At 72.9% G+C, this 21,844-nt stretch carries 12 protein-coding genes; 8 read left to right on the top strand and 4 right to left on the bottom strand.

The window, feature by feature from the left end:
* Nucleotides 1–167 precede the first annotated feature (167 nt).
* The 4 genes from ACWGJB_RS32765 to ACWGJB_RS32750 all read right to left on the bottom strand — a co-directional run bounded on the left by ACWGJB_RS32765 (nt 168) and on the right by ACWGJB_RS32750 (nt 5,435).
* Nucleotides 168–791 (bottom strand): hypothetical protein, encoded by a 624-nt coding sequence (locus ACWGJB_RS32765; RefSeq protein WP_453383675.1) that lies wholly within the window; start codon nt 789–791, stop codon nt 168–170.
* A 324-nt stretch (nt 792–1,115) separates the two neighbouring features.
* Nucleotides 1,116–2,222 carry a peptide chain release factor 2 gene (gene prfB, locus ACWGJB_RS32760; RefSeq protein ID WP_453383674.1) on the bottom strand — a complete coding sequence of 369 codons (1,107 nt, stop codon included), beginning with the start codon at nt 2,220–2,222 and terminating at the stop codon, nt 1,116–1,118.
* Between the two features lie 123 nt (nt 2,223–2,345).
* Nucleotides 2,346–3,575: a serine/threonine-protein kinase gene (locus ACWGJB_RS32755; protein ID WP_453383673.1), complete on the bottom strand. Its 1,230-nt coding sequence runs from the start codon at nt 3,573–3,575 to the stop codon at nt 2,346–2,348.
* 111 nt (nt 3,576–3,686) lie between these two features.
* On the bottom strand, nt 3,687–5,435 hold the full coding sequence (locus tag ACWGJB_RS32750) for a serine/threonine-protein kinase (RefSeq protein WP_453383672.1): 1,749 nt from the start codon (nt 5,433–5,435) through the stop codon (nt 3,687–3,689).
* Between the two features lie 417 nt (nt 5,436–5,852).
* Here ACWGJB_RS32750 and ACWGJB_RS32745 point away from each other — a divergent pair, with 417 nt between their 5' ends.
* The 8 genes from ACWGJB_RS32745 (at nt 5,853) to ACWGJB_RS32710 (ending at nt 21,833) form a co-directional block, all read left to right on the top strand.
* The gene (locus ACWGJB_RS32745; protein ID WP_453383671.1) at nt 5,853–9,869 is read left to right on the top strand and encodes an FHA domain-containing protein; all 4,017 of its coding nucleotides are present in this window, start codon (nt 5,853–5,855) and stop codon (nt 9,867–9,869) included.
* Nucleotides 9,870–10,021: 152 nt separating this feature from the next.
* Nucleotides 10,022–11,404, top strand: a complete 1,383-nt coding sequence (locus ACWGJB_RS32740; RefSeq protein WP_453383670.1) for an ABC transporter substrate-binding protein — start codon at nt 10,022–10,024, stop codon at nt 11,402–11,404.
* 7 nt (nt 11,405–11,411) lie between these two features.
* The gene (locus ACWGJB_RS32735; RefSeq protein ID WP_453383669.1) at nt 11,412–12,743 is read left to right on the top strand and encodes a carbohydrate ABC transporter permease; all 1,332 of its coding nucleotides are present in this window, start codon (nt 11,412–11,414) and stop codon (nt 12,741–12,743) included.
* Nucleotides 12,740–13,579: a carbohydrate ABC transporter permease gene (locus ACWGJB_RS32730; RefSeq protein WP_365803143.1), complete on the top strand. Its 840-nt coding sequence runs from the start codon at nt 12,740–12,742 to the stop codon at nt 13,577–13,579. Before ACWGJB_RS32735 ends, ACWGJB_RS32730 begins: the two co-directional genes overlap by 4 nt.
* A gap of 182 nt (nt 13,580–13,761) precedes the next feature.
* A complete protein-coding gene (locus ACWGJB_RS32725) occupies nt 13,762–16,023 on the top strand; it encodes a bifunctional glycosyltransferase/CDP-glycerol:glycerophosphate glycerophosphotransferase (RefSeq protein ID WP_453383668.1) in 2,262 nt (753 codons plus the stop codon).
* Nucleotides 16,024–16,147: 124 nt separating this feature from the next.
* Entirely contained in the window at nt 16,148–18,349 is a 2,202-nt protein-coding gene (locus ACWGJB_RS32720) for a bifunctional glycosyltransferase family 2 protein/CDP-glycerol:glycerophosphate glycerophosphotransferase (protein ID WP_453383667.1), read from the top strand.
* 2 nt (nt 18,350–18,351) lie between these two features.
* The gene (locus ACWGJB_RS32715) at nt 18,352–20,541 is read left to right on the top strand and encodes a bifunctional glycosyltransferase/CDP-glycerol:glycerophosphate glycerophosphotransferase (RefSeq protein ID WP_453383666.1); all 2,190 of its coding nucleotides are present in this window, start codon (nt 18,352–18,354) and stop codon (nt 20,539–20,541) included.
* A complete protein-coding gene (locus tag ACWGJB_RS32710; protein ID WP_453383665.1) occupies nt 20,538–21,833 on the top strand; it encodes a hypothetical protein in 1,296 nt (431 codons plus the stop codon). The genes ACWGJB_RS32715 and ACWGJB_RS32710 overlap by 4 nt, the downstream gene beginning before the upstream one ends.
* Nucleotides 21,834–21,844: the final 11 nt, after the last annotated feature.

The following is a 21,844-nucleotide window of genomic DNA, read 5'->3' as shown; positions in this document are numbered from 1 at the left end:
GGGTAACTGCCCCCGCCGGGGGCCCTGCGGCCCCAACCCCCCCCCGCGCCACCGACACCGCCACCCCCCGGGCTACCCCCACAAACCCCCCCCCCCGGCCCCGGGCGCTGTGGCCCGGGCCCCTTCGCCGTAGGTGACGCATGCGCTCTGTGAGCGGACGGCTACCGTCAGGCGGCGGCGCCGCCGCGGCCGCCCATGAGACGCGGCAGGATACGGAAGCCGATGCCGCCGGCGATCATCGTGGCGGCACCGACGACCAGGAAGCCGGTCTGCGCGGCACCGGTCTCGGCGAGCTGGTCGCCGCCGCCCTGGGCCTGGGTGTTCGAGGTGTCCGAACCGGTGTCGGTGAGGGCGGAGGAGCCCTCCTCCTGCGCGGAGGTGCCGGAGTTGCCGTCGGTGCCGGTGTTGTTGCCGCCACCGGTGCCCGTGCCGCTGCCGTCGGTCGGGTTGTCGCTGGTCGGCTCGTCCGTCGGCTCGGTGGGCTCGTCGGTCGGCTGAGTCGGCTCGTCCGAGGGCTCCGAGGACTCGGAGGGCGGCTCGCTGGTCGGCGGCTCACTGGTCGGCGGCTCGCTCGTGGGCGGCTCGCTGGTGGCCGGGCCGGTCGGGATCCCGGTGGGGTCGTCGGTCGGGTCGTCGCCGGCGGTGTTGACAGTGGCGGTCAGACCGTCCTCGTTGGCCTCGACGCCGATGGAGAGGGCGGAGGCCGCGCCGGCAGCGGTCAGCGAGGCACCGGCGGCGATCACGGCGCAGGCGGCTATCCGCGCGACCCGGATCCGTGTCTTCTTGGTCATCTGGTTGCTACCCCCAGTAGCTGAATGTCAGGTTGGCGGCGCTGGGGCTGTGCTCTACGGGGATAGCTACGGATACGCAAGCCCCCCGGTTCTCATGCGCCCCAAAGATACGCACGCCACGCTTCACCCTTCCCATTTTTCAAAGCAACGTCAAGGCCGTTGCGGGCGCGATGTCCAGTTGCGCGCCGAATGCGGGGAGTTGAAGCCTGTGAGTGTGATGTAAAACCCAGACATAGCCCCGGCGTGGCCCGGATATACGAGAACTGGCGCCCCGGGGGCGGCAGTTCTCGTATCGGCCGACTCGCCATGGGCAAGTCGACAAAGTTACTTCTCCTGCTGCTTGCGCCAGCGAATTCCGGCCTCCAGGAAGCCGTCGATCTCGCCGTTGAAGACGGCCTCGGGGTTGCCGACCTCGTACTCCGTACGCAGGTCCTTGACCATCTGGTACGGGTGCAGGACGTACGAACGCATCTGGTTGCCCCAGGAGTTGCCGCCGTCGCCCTTGAGGGCGTCCATCCTGGCCTGCTCCTCCTGCCGGCGCCGCTCCAGGAGCTTGGCCTGGAGGACGTTCATCGCGGTCGCCTTGTTCTGGATCTGCGACCGTTCGTTCTGGCAGGAGACGACGATGCCGGTGGGGATGTGGGTGAGGCGCACCGCGGAGTCGGTGGTGTTGACGCCCTGCCCGCCGGGCCCGGAGGACCGGTACACGTCCACCCTCAGCTCGGACTCGTCGATCTCGATGTGGTCGGTCGTCTCGACGACGGGGAGGACTTCCACGCCCGCGAAGGAGGTCTGGCGCCGGCCCTGGTTGTCGTAGGGGGAGATCCGCACCAGCCGGTGGGTGCCCTGCTCGACCGAGAGCGTCCCGTAGGCGTACGGCACCTGCACGGCGAAGGTGGTCGACTTGATGCCGGCCTCTTCCGCGTACGACGTCTCGTAGACCTCGGTCTTGTAGCCCTTCTGCTCCGCCCAGCGCAGGTACATCCGCTGCAGCTTCTCGGCGAAGTCGGCGGCGTCGACGCCACCCGCTTCCGCGCGGATGTTCACGAGCGCCTCGCGGGAGTCGTACTCCCCGCTGAGCAGCGTCCGCACCTCCATCTCGTCCAGCGCCTTCTTGACGGCGGCGAGCTCGGAGTCGGCCTCGGCACGGGTGTCCGGGTCGTCCTCCTCCTCGGCCATCTCGAACAGCACCGAGAGATCGTCGATCCGCCCGCGCAGCGCCTCCGCCTTCCTGACCTCGGCCTGGAGGTGGGAGAGCTTGCTGGTGATCTTCTGCGCCTCGTCCGGGTTGTCCCACAGGGACGGCGCGGCCGCCTGCTCCTCGAGCACGGCGATGTCTGCCCTCAGCTTGTCGAGGTCCAGAACGGCCTCGATCGACTCCATGGTCGAGGAGAGGGACTTGAGCTCTTCGGATACATCGACGACTGCCACGCCTCCCAGCGTAACGGCTCCGCCAAGCACACAGCGCCCGGCCACCGGCACCCCGCCGCACCCGCCGGGTGGGGCGGGGTGCCCGGGGACCGCGGTCGCCGGGTCAGTCGGGCGGCCGGAGGGTCACGGGGTCGAGGTGCTGTGGGTGTCCTGGGGTGGGGAGTCGTCGCCGGAGCTCGCCAGCCACGCGCCGACGCCCACCGCCGCCGCCAGCACGACCCCGGCCACGCCCAGCGTCACCCTGCGCCGCCGGGCCGCCGCCTTGTGCCGGGCCGAGCCCGGTCGCGGCGCCCCGGACGCCCTCGGCACCCTGGCCGTGCCCCGCGCGCCGCCGGCCAGCTCGTCGGGACCCGGCACCCTCATCGACGTGTGCGTGTCCCGGTTGGAGTCCGGCTTGGCGCCCGGCACCAGGGAGACGGCCCCCCGTCGCCGTACCCGCTGCTCCTCCGCGGCCGGAGCGGCGGCCGTCTCCTCGGCGGCCTCCTCCGACGCCTCCGTATCCGGCTCGTCGACGTCCAGTGGCGGCATCCCCGCCAGCGTCGGCAGCTGCTCCCGCAGCCGCGCGGCCAGCTCGGACGCCCGCAGCCGGGAGGCCGGCGCCTTCGCCAGGCACTGCACGAGCAGCTGCCACAGCTCCTCGGGGATACCGGGGAGGGGGACGACGGTCTCGGTCACGTGACGGCGCAGGACCGCGCCGGGGTGGCCGCCGCCGAACGGGGTGAAGCCCGCGAGGAGCTCGTACAGGACCGTCGCCAGGGCGTAGATGTCCACCGAGGCCCGGGGCGGCAGGCCCTCGACGATCTCCGGCGCCAGGTAGTCCGGCGTACCGATGATCTTCGTGGCACGGGTCCGCTTCGGGGAGTCGATCAGCTTGGCCACGCCGAAGTCGGTCAGCAGGGCGGGGTGGGCCCCGCCGGGGCCGAGCGGGCCCTGCATGTCGAGCAGGACGTTCTCCGGCTTCACGTCCCGGTGGACCACGCCCGCGGCGTGCGCCGCCGCCAGCCCGTCCGCGACGTCCGCGACGATCGCCACGGCGGCCTCGGGCGCGAGGCGCCGCTCCCGCTCCAGGCGGGTGCGCAGATCGGTGCCCCGGACCAGGTCCATGACGAGGGCGAGGTCGTTGCCGTCGACGACGAGGTCGCGGACGGACACCACGTTGGGGTGCTCAAGGCCCAGCAGGGCCGTTCGCTCCTGCACGAAGCGGCCCACCAGCTCCTCGTCGGAAGCCAGATCCTCGCGCAGCAGCTTGATGGCGACGGGCCCTTCCGGCCCCTCGCCCAGCCACACCGTGCCGGCGCTGCCCCGCCCCAGGATCTGGTTGGCGGTGTACCGGCTGCCGATCTTCCGTGCCAAGACTGCTCCTACAGACGCGTGTTGCCGACAAAAGTACGCGTCCGATGAGCCAACCTTCACCACGGAGGCGGAAATCACCCGCCAGGTGTCGACAAATCCCCAGAGTCGCGGTCAGTTGCCGCCGCCGGAGCCGCCGCCGGAGCCGTTGCCGAGGTTGCCGATCCAGTTGCTGACCGTCTTCGTCCAGTCGCTCAGCTGGCTCCAGTAGCCCCTGCCCTCCCCCACCCACGTGTGCACCGGGGTGAGGTCCCAGATCAGCCAGCCCGCGACGAACAGGATGACGACCATGAACAGGCAGCCCTTGAGGCAGCCGAGGCCGGGGATCTTCATCGGGTTGGCGCTGCGCTGCCGCGGCTCGCGCGGAGCCCGCTGCGGCTCGGCGGGGGCGGCCGGGGGCGCATAGCGCTGCTGCGGCCGCTGGGGCTGCTGCGGCCGCTGGGGCTGCTGCGGCGGGGCGTACTGCTGCGGCTGGTGGCCGTACCCGGCGGGCTGCTGTTGCCCGTACCCGCCCTGCTGGCCGTACCCGCCGCCCTGCTGCCCGCGCGGCTGCGGCCGGCGTACCGGCTGCTGCTGCGGGGCCTGGCGCGGCGGCTGCTGCTCCGGCCGGGCCACCTGGCGCTGCGGGCGACGGCGCAGCGGGTCCTCGTTCGGGTCGAGGTATTGGACCTGCGTCTGCTCGTTGCGGTCGCGGGCCGCGCGGAGCTGGGTCTGCCAGGGGTGCGGCTGCTCCGGCTGCGGCTGGCCCGGCTGTCCCTGGGGCATCGGCGGCATGACGGCCGTCGGGTCGGCGGCGCCGGTGTTCGGCAGCACGGCGGTCGGGTCGGCGGCGCCCGTCGGGCCGCCGGTGTGCGGGAGGAAGCTGGTCACCGCGTTCGGGTCGTACGACCCGCCCGCGCCGGTGTTCGGCAGCACCTGCGTGGGGTCGGCCGACCCCGGTACGGCCGTCGGCGCCGGGTCGGGGGCCAGCAGCGCGCCTACCCCCTCGGCGGCGGCGATCTGCGCGGAGTTCGCGTGCACGCCGACGCCCTCGGCGACGACGCGCAGGCCGCGCGCGAGGTTCTGGGCGCTGGGCCGGTCGTCGGGGTTCTTGCGCAGGCAGCGCTCTATGACGGTCCACAGCGGGTCGGGAACCGTGGACGGGCGGCGCGGCTCGGCGCTGAGGTGCTGGTGGAGGACTTCGAGGGCACTGCCGCCGGAGAACGGCGGGCGGCCGGTGACCAGCTCGTACAGCAGGATGCCGGCGCCGTAGATGTCGACGGCGGAGGTCTGCGGGCGGCCCTCGGCGGACTCCGGCGCCACGTACGCGGGCGTGCCGACGAACTCGTGGGTGCGGGTCAGGCCCGGGGAGTCGGCGAGCCGGGCGATGCCGAAGTCGGTCAGCAGCGGATGCATCTGGCCGTCGTACTGCTGGAGCAGCACGTTGGCGGGCTTCAGGTCGCGGTGCACGACGCCGTCGGCGTGGCTGGCGGCGAGTGCGTCGGCGATCTGGGCGGTCAGCAGCGCGGCGGCGACCGGCGAGAAGGGGCCGTTCTCACGCAGGTAGCGGTGCAGGTCGGGGCCCTCGACGAGGTCCATGACCAGGGCCAGCAAATCACCCTCGACGACCAGGTCACGGACCCGGACGATGTTCGGGTGGGTCAGCCGGAGCAGCACGGAGCGCTCCCGCAGGAACCGCATCACGACATCGGCGTCGCTGGCGAGCTCCTCCTTGAGGACCTTGATCGCGACGGTCTCCCCGGGCTGGCCGGGCACGGCCGCCTCGGCGCCCGCGGTCTCCCGCTGGCGGGCACGCCAGACGGTACCGGTGGCGCCGCGTCCGAGCGGCTCCTCCAGGAGGTACTTGCTGCCTACCGGCCGCACGTCATCCGCTCCCTGCTGCTTGCTGGTGTGTCCGGTTCTTGTGTCCGACCCACTGTAGTGCCGTGGTCCCTGGCACCGGGCTGTCGTCCGGCTGTGCTTTCCCCCGCACGGTAGGCGGCCGATAAGTGTTCCGGACGTATCCCCATACGTAGACGTTCCCGCAGTTGTTCGATGGAAAGACGCTCGCTTCGGTCCGGTGGTTGCCGGGTCCGGACGTGACCGATCTCAAGTGATCGCCCGCGCGGTATTGGTCAGGCACTTTTGGGGGCAGAGCTGACCAATCAAGATCACTTACCATCGGGGCGTGGGCACGTTGTCAGTGGCAGGTGCGAGGATGCGTGCGACAGCAGAACTGGCCGACGTGCTCGTGGCGGTGGGGGGAATTCCGCGCCCGCGCAGAAGGGACCGCTGACGGCGATGCAGATCCGGCTGACCGTCGTAGACCCGCTGGGCCCTGCCGCGCAGCGGGGCCGGACCGTGAGCCGGGACGTGCTGGTGACGGCGCCCGCGGGCACGGATCTGGCCGCGGTGGCCTCCGCGCTGGCCTCGGCGGTCACCGGTGACAGCGGCCCGGGCGGCCGGGAGACGAGCGGCGCCCCGGTGGTGCTGTACGCGGGGGCCGAGCGGCTGGACGCCCGCCGCCGGACCCTGGGCGAGCCCCCGCTGGTCGACGGCGCCGTGCTGTCCCTGGGCGCGCCGGCCGCCCCCGAGCCGCATCCCGAGCTGGACGACGCCCCGACCCAGCTCCATGTGATCGCCGGGCCCGACGCGGGCGGGGTCCATCTCCTGCACGGCGGCCAGATCACCATCGGCCGCTCCGCCGACGCCGACGTCCCGCTCGACGACCCGGACGTCTCACGGCTGCACTGCGCCGTCACGGTCGCAGCCGACGGCCGCGTCTCGGTCGCCGACCTGCACTCCACGAACGGCACGGCCCTGGACGGCACCCGCGTCACCGACCGCCCGGTCCGTCTCGCCGCGGGAGCGCTCCTGCGCATCGGGGAATCGGCACTGCGGCTTACGCCGTCCGGGGGACCGGGAGCCCGGGTGGACACGGCACCGGACGGGGAGGGCTGCGTACGGGTGCTGCTCGGCGGTGAGGGCGCGGACGCGGACGACGGAAGCGGCGGCTTCGCGGCCGGCGGGGCTGCCGGCGGTATCGCGGGCTCCGCGCGCGGGGCGGCTGCGGCCGACGGCCCGAACGGCCCCGCGGGCCGCACCCATCACACCTACGGCACGGCGGGCTGGGGAGCCGCGGGCGGAGCGGCGGGGGGCCAGGAGCACGGGCCGGTGGAGTCACCGGTCGTACCCGCGCAGGGGGAAGCGCCGAGGATCGAGAGCCGGGGTGGGCTGCCGACGGCCGGCCAGGGCGGCGGCTCGCCGCAGGCCGGGTGGGGCGGCGGGACCCCGGCGACCGGGGCCGGACAGGCCGGCGGGACCCCCGCGGGCGCCGGGCGCGGGGACGCACCGCAGACGGCCGGGCGCGGAGACGGGTCACCGGCCGCCGGGCCCAGGCACGAGCCCCCGTCGGCCGGACGCGGAGACGGACCGCAGCCGACCGGATCCAGGCACGAACCGTCCCCGGCCGGACGCTGGGACGGAGCGCAGGCGACCGCATCCGGGCACGAGCCGCCCTTGTCCGCCGGACGCGGGTACGAGCCCTCGTCGACCGGGCGCGGGTACGACCCCGCGGCGGCCGGAGGTCGCGGCGGGCTGCCCGGCCCACGCGGTGGTGCCGCCCCCGCGCAACGCTCCGGTGACCCACAACGCCCCGCCGCCGCGGAAGGCTCCACCGTCACGGACCGCCCCACCCCCACGGACCGCTTCACCGCCACGGGCCGGTCCGCCCCCACGCAACGCTCCGGCGACACCCACGCCGGCCGCTCCGGAGTTCTCGGCGGGCCCGGTGCCCCAAGCGGCTCCCACGGGCCCGCGTCCGGCCCCGGCGCCCGAAGCGGCGGCCCTGCCGGGCCCGCAGCCCCCGGTCATCCGGCGGCAGCGCACCACCGCCCGTCCCCGGACGGCGCCTCACCGGCCGACGACGCCTCCGACGGCCCCGCCCCCTCGGCGAGGCGCAAAGGCACCCCCCTCCGCGGCACCGACGCCCCCGCCCTGCCCGGCGCCCGCAGGCGCGGCGGGCTCGGGGCCTGGGCCCGGCGGCTGGCCGGCGGGCGTGGTGAGGTCCCGTCGGCCGCCGACGGCGAGCCCGCGGCCGAGGTCGGCGGCCCGGCAGCGGCCGATGTCCCCGCTCAGCCCGAGACCTGGCCGGATCCCGCCGCCCTGCTGCTGACCGCGCTCGGCCCCGGCCCCCGTCTCTGGGAGCGCGGGCCCGGCCACCCGGAGACGCTCACGGTCCGGCTCGGCACCGCGGACCGCCCGGCGCCCGACGCCCCGGGGCTGCTCCCCGCCGTGCCGGTCACCGCCGACCTGCGCGAGGCCGGCGCCCTCGGCCTCGCGGGCCCGCGCACCCGCCTCGCCGGCCTCGCCCGCGCGGTCCTGGCCCAGCTCGCCGCGCTGCACTCCCCCGACCTGCTGGAGATCGTGCTGATCAGCGCGGACCGGGCCCGCCCCCTGGAGGAGCGCACGGCCGAGTGGTCCTGGCTCGGCTGGCTCCCGCACGTCCGCCCCGGACACGGCCAGGACTGCCGCCTCCTGCTCGCCTACGACCGCGAACAGGCCGCCGCCCGCGTGGAGGAACTGCTCCGCAGGGTGGAGGACCTGTCCGCGCCCCGACGACCGGCCACCGTCGCCGACCGCCCGAACCTGGCCGGTACGACCACGGACGCCCCGCCCGCCGAGGCCGCCCACCGCCCCTCCTGGGCCCGCGACGACCTCACCGCCGAAGACGGCGACGGCTGGGGCGGCTTCCCGGGGCCGTACACGGTCGTCGTCGTGGACGGCGATCCCGGCGGCTCCGCGCTGCGGGACGCGGTGGCGCGGCTGACCGTCGCCGGGCCGCGCGCCGGAGTGCATGTGATCTGCCTGGCGGAGACGGCGCCCACCTCGCCCACCTCACCGGTCACCCAGACCTACGAGGCGGCGTGCGCGGTGACGCCGACGTTCCGGGAGTGCGGGGCCGTGGCCCTGCTCAGCGGGGACGTGGCGACCGCACTGCATCTGCTGCGGGTGGCCCGCACCGACGCGGCGGGCCCCCTCGGTCCCGGCACCCTGGCCGCGGTGGACGCGGTCTCACCCGCCTGGGCCGAGCGGTTCGCGAGGGCGATGGCCCCGCTGCGCCCCGACGGGCCGGCCGGCGACCGGCACACCCGCGTGGCCACCCCGCTCCCCCAGTCCGCCCGTCTGCTGGACGAGTTGGGGCTGGCCCGGGCCACCCCGGCCTCGCTGATGGCCCGTTGGGCGGACGCGGCCGACGACGCGGAGTCGCTGGGCGGCCGGGCCCGGGCGGTGCTCGGCGCCGGCCCGCGCGGCCCGCTCGGCGCCGACCTGGTGACCGAGGGACCGCATCTGCTGATCGAGGGCCCGCCCGGCAGCGGCCGTACCGAGCTGCTGAGGGCGATGGTCGCCTCGCTGGCCGCCGCCGAGCGCCCCGACCGGCTCGGAATCGTCCTGATCGACGGCCGCGACGGCGTCGGCACCGGTTCCGGCGCGGGACTCGGCGAGGGCCTGCGGGTGTGCACCGACATACCGCATGTGACGACCCACCTCTCCGTCAACGACCCGGTCCGGATGCGGGAGTTGGCGCAGTCGCTGAGCGCCGAGCTGAAGCGTCGGGCCGAGCTGCTGGGCCGTTCCGACTTCACCGACTGGCACGCCCAGCGGGAGATCTCGGGCCGTATCGTCGCCCAGCGCGGCCGCCCCGCCGCGTCGGGCGCCGCCGACATAGAGGCACCGCCGAGCTCGACGCTCCGGCTGCGCCCGTCGGCCGGGGCCGCCGCCCGCCGGCGCACCGAGGCGCCGCCGCCGTTGCCGCGCCTGGTCGTCGTGGTCGACGATCTGGACGCCCTGGTCTCCCCCGCCCTCGGCTCACCGGGCCGGCCGGCCGCCGGTTCCGTGATGCGGGCTCTGGAGGCGGTGGCGAAGGAGGGCGACCGGCTCGGCGTCCACCTGATCGTGGCGGCCGGCACCGGCGGTCGTACGGCGGAGACGGAACCGGCCCGGCGGGCCACCTTGCGCGTCACCCTGGACCCACCGGCCGCGGGACCCGACGAACCGGCGCCGGGCCGCGGCCGCCTGACCACGCCGGACGGCCGTGTCACGGCGTTCCAGGCGGGCCGCGTCACCGGCCGCATCCCCCGCACGGCGACCCAGCGCCCCACGGTCGTCCCCCTCGACTGGCCCCGCATGGGCGACCCCCCGACCCGTCGCCCGGTAAGGGAGTTGGGCAACGGCCCGACGGACCTGGCGCTGCTGGCGAGCGCGGTGGAGAGAGCGGCGAAAGAGGTCTCGGCGGCGGAGGTTCCCTCGCTGCTGTGAGCGAGGGCGAACCCGGGTCACTGATCACGAGGCGATCACGATCTCCGGCCCTCACCTGTACGCACCCTTGCCGCACAGGCGAACCCCCGCGTACACCGGAGCGCACGGAACAGAGTTCTGACGTTCAACGAAGAACGACGAACGGGGAAGTGATGCGCGCCATGAGCAACACCATCCGGACAGACAGGGCCCTCACGACACTCACCGCACTCCTTGCGGGAGCCCTCGTGCTCACCGCGTGCGGAGGCAGTGACGACAAGAAGGACGACAACGGCTCGGGGAGCAGCGCCAGTACGTCCGGTTCCACCCTCACCCTCCCGAAGCTGGACGGCACCACACTCGAGGTGGCCGCCGTCTGGACCGGGCAGGAGCAGAAGAACTTCAAGCAGGTGCTCGCGGAGTTCGAGAAGCGCACCGGTGCGAAGGTCACCTTCGTGCCCGCCCAGGATCCGATCATCAACTTCCTCGGGTCGAAGATCGCGGGTGGTCAGCCGCCGGACATCGCGCTGCTGCCGCAGCCCGGCGCGATCAAACAGGCCGTGCAGAAGGGCTGGGCGAAGCCGCTCGGCGCGGACGCGCTCAAGGAAGTGCAGAAGAACTACTCGCAGGGCTGGCAGGACATCGGCAAGGTCGGCGGCAAGCAGTACGGCGTCTACTACAAGGCCGCCAACAAGTCGCTGATCTGGTACAACACCACGGTCTTCGAGAACGCGGGCGCCAAGGAGCCCAAGACCTGGAAGGACCTGCTGACCACCTCGCAGGCGGTGTACGACTCGGGTGTCACCCCGTTCTCGGTGGCCGGCGCGGACGGCTGGCCGCTGACCGACTGGTTCGAGAACGTGTATCTCTCCCAGGCGGGCCCGGAGAAGTACGACCAGCTGACCCAGCACAAGATCAAGTGGACAGACCCGTCGGTGAAGCAGGCGCTGACCACGCTCGCCGAGATCTGGGGCAACAAGAACTATCTGGCGGGCGGCCAGAACGGCGCGCTGCAGACGGAGTTCACCACCTCGGTCACCCAGACCTTCACGGGCGGCGACCAGCCGAAGTCGGCGATGGTCTACGAGGGCGACTTCGTGCAGGTCAACATCGGTCAGACCAAGGCGAAGGTGGGCACGGACGCCAAGGTGTTCCCGTTCCCGGCGGTCGGCTCCACCGCGCCCGTGGTCTCCGGCGGTGACGCGGCCGTCATCTTCAAGGACTCCAAGGGCGCCCAGGCTCTCGCGACCTTCCTGGCCTCCCCGGACGCGGCCACGATCCAGGCGAAGCTCGGCGGCTATCTCTCGCCGAACAAGAGCGTGCCGAACTCGGCGTATCCGAACGAGGTGCAGCGCACCATCGCCAAGGCCCTGATCGCGTCCGGTGACGACTTCCGCTTCGACATGTCCGACCAGGCCCCGCAGGCGTTCGGCGGTACCCCGGGCAAGGGCGAGTGGAAGGACCTCCAGGACTTCCTGAAGAACCCGAAGGACGTCGCGGGCACCCAGGCGAAGCTGGAGAAGGACGCGGCGGCCGCCTACGGCAGCGGAAGCTGACCGGGCGATGGCCGCACCCGCGACCACGGCCCCCGCTCCTCCGGGCCGCCGCAAGAGCGTGACCGGCACCCGCAGGACCGTGGCGTTCCTCTTTCTCCTCCCCGCCCTGGTGCTGCTCGGCGCGCTCGTGGTCTACCCGATCGGGTACTCGCTGATCCGCAGCTTCTACAACGCGAACGGCGACGGTTTCGCCGGCTTCGACAACTACAAAGCGATCTTCACGGACGACGGCATCCGCACCGCCCTGAAGAACAACATCATCTGGGTGGTGTTCGCGCCGACGGTCTCCACCGCCCTCGGTCTGATCTTCGCGGTGCTGACCGAACGGATCCGCTGGGGCACGGCGTTCAAGCTGGTCGTCTTCATGCCGATGGCGATCTCGATGCTGGCCGCCGGGATCATCTTCCGTCTCGTCTACGACCAGGACCCGGACAAGGGCGTCGCCAACGCGGTCTGGGTCGGGGTCCACGACACCTTCGCCCAGTCCTCCGCGTTCCCGAACGCCCACCCGGGCCGGGAGTCGCCGCTGAAGCCGGACCAGGGCGGCTTCGTCACCACGGCCACCGTCCACACCGGGCAGACCATCGCTCTCCCCCTGGTCGGCGTCGCCCCGGACCAGATGCCCGACGGTGCGAAGAAGGCCGTGGCGGCGAAGCCCGACCCCGGGAAGATCACCGGCACCACCTGGCAGGACTTCACCCGTGGCAAGGGCGTCGGCAGGCTCGGCGCCCCCGACCCGTCCGAGGTCGGCTACGACGGGATGCGCATCGAGGCGGTGAAGGACGGCAAGGTGGTGGCCTCGGCCAAGGCCGCCGCCGACGGCACCTTCACCCTCCCCGCCGCCGCCGACGGAGCCCGGCTCAGGCTGCCGGCGAGCAACTTCAAGCAGCCCTACAACGGCGTCGACTGGCTCGGCCCGTCCCTGGCCACGCCGGCCATCATCGGGTCGTACATCTGGATGTGGGCGGGCTTCGCGATGGTGCTGATCGCGGCCGGACTGGCCGGTGTCCCCCGGGAACTCCTCGAGGCGGCCCGGGTCGACGGGGCGACCGAGTGGCAGGTGTTCCGCAAGGTCACCGTGCCGCTGCTCGCGCCGGTCCTCGCGGTGGTCACCGTCACCCTGATGATCAACGTGCTGAAGGTCTTCGACCTCGTGTACATCATCGCGCCGGGCTCCTCGCAGGACGACGCGAACGTGCTCGCCCTGGAGCTGTACCGCAAGGGCTTCGCGGAGGACCAGCCGGGCATCGCGAGCGCGATCGCGGTGTTCCTGCTGCTCCTCGTGATCCCGGTGATGTGGTTCAACGTGCGTCGGCTGCGACGGGAGGAGCGGCGATGAGCTGGCTGCTGGAGAAGATCAACGGTGGTCTGGTCCGCGTCTTCCTGATCGTCGTCGCCCTGTTCTGGCTGGTGCCGACGATCGGGCTGCTCGCCTCCTCCCTGCGTTCCCCGGAGGACATGAGCGCGAGCGGCTGGTGGAACGTGTTCGCCAAGCCGTCCCAGCTCACCTTCGACAGCTACCAGAACCTCCTTGAGAACAGCGACATCACCAACTCGCTGTGGAACACGGTCCTGATCACGGTTCCGGCGACGGTCCTGGTGGTGATCATCGGGGCGCTGGCCGGCTACGCGTTCGCGTGGATGGAGTTCCCGGGCCGGGACTGGTGGTTCCTGATCGTGGTCAGCCTGCTGGTGGTCCCGGTCCAGGTCGCGCTGATCCCGATCGCCGAACTCTTCGGCAAGATCGGCCTGTTCGGGACGATCCTCGGGGTGGTCCTCTTCCATGTCGGCTTCGGCCTGCCGTTCGCGGTGTTCCTGCTGCGGAACTTCTTCGCGGAGATCCCGCGGGAGCTGCTGGAGGCGGCCCGTCTCGACGGCGCCGGTGAACTGCGCCTGTTCACCCGGGTGGTGATGCCGCTCGGCGGGCCGGCGATCGCGAGTCTGGGCATCTTCCAGTTCCTGTGGGTGTGGAACGACATGCTGGTCGCGCTGGTGTTCACGAAGTCGGGCACCCAGCCGATCACGGTGGCGCTCCAGACCCAGGTCCGCCAGTTCGGCAACAACGTCGACGTCCTGGCCCCCGGCGCCTTCATCTCGATGGTGATCCCGCTGGCGGTGTTCTTCGCGTTCCAGCGGCAGTTCGTGACGGGAGTGATGGCGGGCGCGGTCAAATAACCGCACAAGACGCTTCGAGGAAGGGCGAGTCGGCCATCGGCTCGTCCTTCGCCGGGGGCTGGGGGTGTCCCCGGAAAGCACAGCACGGAACGTAACCCACATGACGTAGGGAACCGTAACCAAATCACTCCATTGGCCGTTCCCGGGCAGAACGCCCGCGCCGACCGACCCATGGATGCCCCTTGCCCAGGTTCAGTGTCATTGTCCCCGCGTACAAGGTCCAGGCGTATCTGCCCGAGTGCCTGGACTCGGTGCTCTCGCAGTCGTATCCCGATCTGGAACTGATCGCCGTCGACGACCGCTCACCGGACGCCTGCGGCGCGATCATCGACGAGTACGCGGCCCGCGACGCGCGTGTACGGCCCGTGCACCTGCCGGAGAACCAGGGCCTGGGCGGTGCCCGCAACGCCGGGATGGAGCAGGCGTGCGGCGACTACCTGCTCTTCCTGGACAGCGACGACACGCTCACCCCCGACGCGCTGCGGGCGATCGCCGACCGGATCAAGGAGACCGGCGAACCGGACGTGCTGGTCTACGACTACGCGCGGACCTTCTGGACGGGCCGGGCGGAACGCAACAAGGCCGCGCCGCAACTGACCGAGCAGGGCCCGGCGCCCTTCCGGCTGGAGGACCGGCCGGGCCTCCTCCGCGTCCTCATGGTGGCCTGGAACAAGGCGTACCGGCGGGAGTTCGTGGCGGAGCACGACTTCGTCTTCCCGCCCGGCTACTACGAGGACACCCCCTGGACCTACCCGGTCCTGATGACCGCCGGGTCGATCGCGACCCTGGACCGGGTCTGTGTGCACTACCGGCAGCGACGGCAGGGCAGCATCCTCTCCACCGCCAGCCGCGGCCACTTCGACATCTTCGACCAGTACGACCGGGTCTTCGCGTTCCTCGACGAGCGGCCCGAACTGGCCCGCTGGCGGCCGGTGCTGTTCCGGCGGATGATCGACCACCTGTCGACGGTGTTCACCAAGCGGGAGCGGCTGCCCCGCGGCACCCGCGCCGAGTTCCTGCGCAGGGCCCGTGCCCACTACCGCCGTCACCGGGCCGAGGGCACCCCGGTCCCGTGGCCCACCCGGCTGCGCCACGGCCTCGTCCACTACGGTCTGCACCGCACCTACCGTGCCCTCCAGCTGGCCCGGTTCGCGGGCCGCCGCACGGTGAAGGCCGGCGTCAAGTCCCTCCGGGGCCTGCGCTCAGCCCTCCTCCAGCTGCACTACCGCGTCCAGCTGCGGCTGCCGCTGCGCGCCGACCGCGCGGTCTTCGCCGCCTACTGGAACCGCGGCCACAGCTGCAACCCGGGCGCGCTGGAGGCGGCGTTCCGCAGCCACGCCCCGCACATCCGCACCGCCTGGATCGCCCACCCCGAGCACCAGCACGCCGTCCCGCCGGGCCCGCGCCGGCTGCGCCCGGGCACCTTCGGCTACTGGACCGCACTGGCCCGCTCCAAGTACCTGGTGAACAACGTCAACTTCGACCGGCGGCTGAAGAAGCGCCCCGGCCAGGTGTTCGTGCAGACCCAGCACGGCACCCCGCTCAAGCACATGGGCCTCGACCTCCAGGAACACCCGGCGGCCGGCGCCGACATGGACTTCGAGGAGCTCCTGCGGGGCGTCGACAAGTGGGACTACCTCCTGTCCGCCAACCGCCACACCACCCTGACCTGGGAGCGCGTCTACCCCGGCGGCTACACCACCCTCGAATACGGCTATCCGCGCAACGACGTCTTCCAGCAGGCCACCTCGGCCGACGTGACCCGGATCCGCGAGTCGCTCGGTGTCCCCGAGGGCACGGTCGCGCTGCTGTACGCGCCCACCCACCGCGACTACCGGCGCACCCAGCGCCCCGCGCTGGACCTGGACCGGATCGTGCGCCGGCTCGGCCCGCGCTTCGTGATCCTGGCCCGCGCCCACTACTGGCACGGCGGCCCGCTCGCGGCCGGGGCGCGGGTGATCGACGTCAGCGACCACCCGAGCGTGGAGTCGCTCTGCCTCGCCTCGGACGCGCTGATCACCGACTACTCGTCGATCATGTTCGACTACGCCAACCTGGACCGCCCGATCGTCGTGCACACCGAGGACTGGGACGCCTACCACGCGGCCCGCGGCACCTACTTCGACCTGCGCTCCACCCCGCCGGGCGCGGTCGCCCGCAGCGAGGACGAGCTGATCGACATCTTCGCCAGCGGCCACTGGCGCGGCTCCCGCTCCGCGCAGCTGCGCGCCGCCTTCCGCGAGCGGTTCTGCCGGTACGACGACGGACGCGCCGCCGAGCGGGTCGTACGGCATGTGGTGCTCGGTGAGACGGCCGGACTGCCGGAGTTCATCCCCCTGGACGAGCGACACCCTGTTCCGTCGGCGGCCTCGGGGCTCGCCCACTCCCCCCTGGCCACCGTTCCGCAACCTTCTGGCCACCTGCCCGTCACCGAGAGCCGCTGACCGCCGTTTGCCTTCCAGGGAGTTCCTTCATGCCCCCCAACACCTCGCGGCCCACTCCGTCCCGGCCGTCCACCTGGCGCCCCACGGGGAGGCCGGGCCGCATGGACACCTGAGAAAGAGCAGCATGCCCCGCTTCAGCATCATCGTCCCGTCCCACGGGGTCGCCGGCCGGCTGTCCCAGGCGCTGGACTCGGTCCTCGCCCAGTCCTTCGGCGACCTGGAGCTGATCCCGGTCTGCGACGCGCCCGACGCCCCGGCCGCCGCGGTCGCCGCCGGATACGCCGAGCGGGACTCCCGGGTGGCCCCGGTGCACTCGCCGCCGTCCGCCGGGCTGAGCGGGGCCCGCAACACCGGGATGCGGGCGGCGAAGGGCATGTACCTGCTGTTCCTCGACGGCGACGACGTCCTGGTCCCGGGGGCGCTGGCGCGGCTGGCGGCACGGCTTTCCGAGACCGGTGACGTGGACGTGCTGTACTTCGAGCACGAGCGGGCGCCCTGGTGGGAGGGCGAGCCGGCCAACCCGGCGGCGACGCTGCCGGCGGGCACCCCGCAGGGCGCCTTCGCCCCGGCCGAGGCACCCGCGCTGACCGGCGTGACACTGCCGGCGTGGAGCGCGGCCTACCGCGGCGCCTTCCTCACGGACCGTCGGCTCCGCTTCCCCGACGGCCACTTCACGGACCTCGGCTGGGGCGGCCGGACCACCGTCGCCGCCGACCTGGTCGCGGTGCTGCGTTCGGTGGTCGTACGCCACCGGCTGCGCCGGCAGGGCAGTCGGCTGAACCTGCCGGGTGCGCATCAGCACGAACTCCTCGACCAGGTCGAGCTGGTGCTGGCGGGGGCGTTCGCGGCGGAGCTCCCGGGCGAGCGGGCGCGGCCGCTGTTCGAGCAGCTCTTCGAGGTCGTGCTGAGGACGGCCGCCCGCCCCCAGCGGCTGCCGTCCGGGCACCGGGCGTTCTTCCGGCGGGCGGGGTGGCTGTACCGCACGTACCGGCCGGCCGGGTTCAGGATGCCGGGCGGCAGTCTCGGGGTGCAGCACCGGCTCCTCGCGGCGGGCGCGTACACCGCGTTCCGGGCGCTGCGCGGGGCCAACCGGGCGGTGGTCCGGGCGGCCGCACGGCTGCCCCGCCCACGGCTGCCGCTCACCCGGCTGCGCTACGCCCTCGATCTGCGCCGCCCGCTGGACGAGAGCCTCGCCGTGTACTGCGCCTACTGGGGACGCGGTTACGCGTGCAACCCGGCCGCGATCCACGCCACGGCCCGCCAGCTCGCCCCGCGGCTGCGCTCGGTGTTCCTGGTCGAGGCCGGCCAGGAACACACCATGCCCCCGGACGTCGAGTACGCGGTGATCGGCAGCCGCCGCTACTGGCAGGTGCTGGCCCGCGCCAAGTACCTCGTCAACAACGCCAACTTCGCGGAGGGCGTCGTCAAGCGGCCCGGCAGCGTGCATCTCCAGACACAGCACGGCACCCCGCTGAAGAAGATGGGCGTCGACCAGTCGACGTACCCGGTGGTCGCCGCGCAGACCGGCAGCTTCACCAAGCTGCTCGGCCGCGTCGACCGCTGGGACTTCAACCTCTCCGCCAACCGCCACTCCACCCAGACCTGGGAGCGCGCCTTCCCCGGCTCGTACGAGGCGCTGGAGTACGGCTATCCGCGCAACGACGTCTACTACACGGCGTCCGCCCACGACGTGGTCCGGGCCCGCCGCAGCCTGGGCGTCCCGGACGGCAGGACGGCCGTGCTGTACGCCCCCACCCACCGCGACCACCACACCGGCTTCGAGCCCGGCCTCGACCTGGAGGCGTTCTGCGAGGCCGCCGGCGAGAACGTCGTCGTCCTCCTGCGCGCCCACTACTTCTACGACCGGGGCGCCTTCGCAGGCACCGGCCGGGTCATCGACGTCACCGCGCACCGCTCCGCCGAGGACGTGTGTCTCGCGGCGGACGCGCTGATCACCGACTACTCCTCCATCATGTTCGACTACGCCAACCTGGACCGGCCGATCGTCGTCTACGCCGACGACTGGGAGGTCTACCGGGAGACCCGGGGCGTCTACTTCGACCTGATGGCCGAGCCGCCGGGCCCGGTCGCGCGCACCCCCGAGGAACTGGCCCGGATCTTCCGCGAGGGTTCCCACCGGAGTCCGGAGTCCAAGCGGCTGCGGGCCGAGTTCCGGGCCCGCTTCTGCCAGTTCGACGACGGTCTGGCCGCCGAACGGGTGGTACGCCGGGTGTTCCTCGGCCAGCCTCCGGAGTCGCTCCCGCCGCTGATCCCCCTCGCGGAACGCCTGCCCGCGCCGGCCACCACCGCCTTCGTGAGGAGCTGACCGTGCCCCGACTCAGTCTGATCGTGCCCTGTTTCAAGGTGCAGGGCTTTCTGCGCGAGTGCCTCGACTCGATCCTGGAACAGTCCTTCCACGACATCGAGGTGATCGCCGTCGACGACCGCTCCCCGGACGGCTGCGGCGCGATCCTCGACGAGTACGCGGCCCGCGACCCGCGAGTTCGGGCCCTGCACCTGCCCGAGAACGTCGGCCTCGGCCTGGCCCGCAACGCCGGACTCCCCCACGCCACCGGCGACTTCCTGCTCTTCCTCGACAGCGACGACACCCTCACCCCGGGCGCGCTGCACGCGATCGCCGACCGGCTGACGGAGACCGGCGACCCGGACGTCCTCGTCTTCGACTACGCCCGCACCTACTGGTGGGGCGGGACCCGGCGCAACGCCCTCGCCGAGGTGCTGAGTTCGACCGACGGCGTCTTCACCGCGGCCGAACACCCGGAGATCCTCGACCTGTTGATGGTGGTGTGGAACAAGGCCTACCGGCGTGAGTTCGTCACGGAGAACGACTTCCGGTTCCCGCCGGGCTACTACGAGGACACCCCCTGGACCTTCCCGGTCCTGCTCGGCGCCGGCCGGATCGCCACCCTCGACCGGATCTGCCTGAACTACCGCCAGCGCCGCCAGGGCAACATCCTCTCCACCACCAGCCGCAAGCACTTCGACGTCCACGACCAGTACCGGAGGGTGTTCGAGTTCGTCGACTCGCGCCCGGAGCTGGCGGGTTGGCGGCCGTATCTGCACCGGAAGATGGGCGAGCACTGCCTGGACATCCTCGCCAAGCCGGACCGGCTGCCGCCCGCCGCCAAGGGCGAGTTCTTCCGGCGCACGGCGGAGCTGTACCGGGCGTACCGGCCGGAGGGTGCCGACCTCGGGGTGCTGGGCGGCTCGTACGCGTCGTACCTGCTGCGGCAGCAGGCCGGGCGGGCCGGCCGGGAGAGCGGACGGCAGGTGCTGCGGGTGCGGCGGGCGGCGGGCGCCCGGGCCCGGCGCGCACTGACCGCGCTGGGCGGCCACCGTGCGCTGGACGAGCGGCTGGTCCTCTACTCGGCGTCCTCGCACCAGGGCCTGCGGGGCGACCCGGCGGCCGTCTACCGCAAGGCCCGGGAGATCGCGCCGGGACTGCGGGGTGTCTGGGTGGTGAAGGACGCGGAGGTGGCGGCGGAGCTGCCCGCGGACGTGGAGCACGTACTGCTGGACTCCCCGGAGTACCGGCGGCTCACCGCCCGCGCGAAGTTCCTCGTGAACGACGTCAACTGGCCCGGCGCGCTGGTCAAGCGGCCCGGCAGCGTGCACATCCACACCCATCGGGGCACCCCGCTGAAGTACCTGGGCGCCGACCTGCTGGGCAAGCCCGGCGCCCGGCTCGGTCTCGACGTGCCGCAGATGCTGCGCCGCGCCGACCGCTGGGACCACAGTCTGGTCGCCAACCGCCACTCCGAGCTGGTGTGGGAGCGGGCCTACCCCTGCCACTTCACGTCGGCCCGGACGGGCAGCCCGCGCAACGACGTCCTGGTCCAGGGTGGTCCCACGGACTTCCGGGCCCGGTACGGCATTCCCGCCGACCACACGGTCGTGCTCTACGCCCCCACCCGCCGGGACTACGTCCGAGGCGGTCATGTCGAGCGGATCGACCTGGCCCGGTTCGCCGCCGACCTCGGCGCCGGCCACACCCTGGTGGTCCGGCTGCATCCGGCGCTGGCGACCGGTCCGGCGCGCGGGATGGGCCTGGCCGAGCTGCACCGGCGCGGGATCGTGGTCGACGCGACCGGCGAGCCGCACGGGGAGCAGGTGCTGCTGGCGTCGGACGCGCTGGTCACCGACTACTCCTCCGTCATGTTCGACTACGCCAACCTGGACCGGCCGATCGTCGTGCACGCCGACGACTGGGCCGCGTACACCGCGAGCCGGGGCGCCTATCTCGACATCACCGCCGAGGCCCCGGGACATGTCTCGCACTCCTACCGGGAGTTGACGTGGCTGTTCGCCTCGGGCGGCTGGCGGGACGAGGAGTCGGCACGGCTGCGGGCCGACTTCCGTTCCCGTTTCTGCGAGTTCGACGACGGCAGGGCCGCCGAACGGGTCGTACGGACGCTGCTGCTCGGCGAGTCGATGCCGGCCGCCGACGTGCGGGTGCCGGAACCGGCCCCGGATCACGATCTGCTGGCGTCGACGTGAGACCGCGCACCTGGGTGCTGGTCCTGGCCGCCGTGTTCGCGGTGCTGCAACTCGCCGACGTCACCGGCCGGGACACCCCCGACTCCAAGAACTACGTGTCCTACGCGCTGGCCCTGGGCGGGGCGGACCAACGGGCGGCGGCGGCCCGGACGGTCGACTGGGCGTGCGCCGGCCAGGCCTCCGAGGCGGCCCGCGCGCAGAGCGTGAACGTCGTGCACTTCCATGCGCCGAGCCCGGCGGGGCGGGTCTTCGCCGAGTGCCGGGAGGACGAACTGCGGCGTGTGGAGACCCGGTTGGCGGCCGGACAGACGGACGGCCACATCGTGCCCTTCGTGGGCCCCCGGCTGCGGGCGATCTTCGAGGTGCGGCCCGGCTATCCGGTGTTCCTGCTGCCGTTCGTCACCGTGTTCGGGGTGACCTGGGGGGTGTGGCTGGCGGGTGTACTGGTCACGGTCGCGGGCGGGGTGCTGGCCTTCCTGGTCCTGCGGACGCTGTCGGTACCGGTACCGCTCGCGCTGACCGGGCAGGCCCTGTACTACGTCCTGCCGGTGGGCACGACCGCGATGCGGCCGATGACCGAGGGCCTGATGCTGGCGCTGACCCTGACGGCGGTGTGGGGCTGCGCGCTGGCCCTCACCGGGCGGCCCCGGGCGGGAACGGCGCTGGTGGCGGGCGCGCTGTCGGCACTGTTCGCCGTGAAGCACGCACAGGCGCTGTTCCTCGGGATGTGCCTGGCCGGGGCGGGAGCGGCGGTCGCCCTCGGGCGGCGGCGGCACGGCCGGGCGGCCGGGCACGGAGTGGCGGCGATCGCGGCGGCGGGCTGCGTGGCGGTCGCCGGCACCCTGCTGCTGGCCCGGCTGCTGCACTATCCCTCCGAGGCGGAGAGCATGCAGGACCTGCTGACCGACCACTACAGCCATCCGGACCGGGTGCGGCCCTGGCCGGAGTTCCTCCATCTGGAGTGGGACTTCTGGGTGGAGTGGCTGCGCCGGCAGCTGCCGGCCCCACTGTTCCCGGCGGCGCTGGCGGCCGGGGCATGGGGAGCGCGGCGGCGGCCGGCCTTCGGGGCCTTCCTGCTGGCGGCCGCGGGCACCGGGATCCTGACTCAGGCCGGGCATCCGGACATCACCATCGGGGGCGACCGGCTGATCGTGCTGGCCTGGCTGCTGCCGGTGGTGGGCATGCCACTGCTCCTCGAACGGCTGGCGCACCGGGTGATTCCGGTTCCCCTGCAGGGGCCACTCCACGAGGTGAACGGTGCGGGCCTGCCGAAGGCTCACTCGCCGAAGTGAGCGGCGGGGGC

This window comes from Streptomyces sp. NPDC054813, assembly GCF_053611365.1.
Note: the sequence above shows the minus strand (reverse complement) of the source record. Positions and strands in the feature narration are given on the sequence as shown.

Excerpts from the sequence above, each read along its gene's own strand:
- ACWGJB_RS32765 (WP_453383675.1), bottom strand. The coding sequence starts at position 791 with ATGACCAAGAAGACACGGATCCGGGTCGCGCGGATAGCCGCCTGCGCC.
- ACWGJB_RS32745 (WP_453383671.1), top strand. The coding sequence starts at position 5,853 with ATGCAGATCCGGCTGACCGTCGTAGACCCGCTGGGCCCTGCCGCGCAG.
- ACWGJB_RS32740 (WP_453383670.1), top strand. The coding sequence starts at position 10,022 with ATGCGCGCCATGAGCAACACCATCCGGACAGACAGGGCCCTCACGACA.
- ACWGJB_RS32735 (WP_453383669.1), top strand. The coding sequence starts at position 11,412 with ATGGCCGCACCCGCGACCACGGCCCCCGCTCCTCCGGGCCGCCGCAAG.
- ACWGJB_RS32730 (WP_365803143.1), top strand. The coding sequence starts at position 12,740 with ATGAGCTGGCTGCTGGAGAAGATCAACGGTGGTCTGGTCCGCGTCTTC.
- ACWGJB_RS32720 (WP_453383667.1), top strand. The coding sequence starts at position 16,148 with ATGCCCCGCTTCAGCATCATCGTCCCGTCCCACGGGGTCGCCGGCCGG.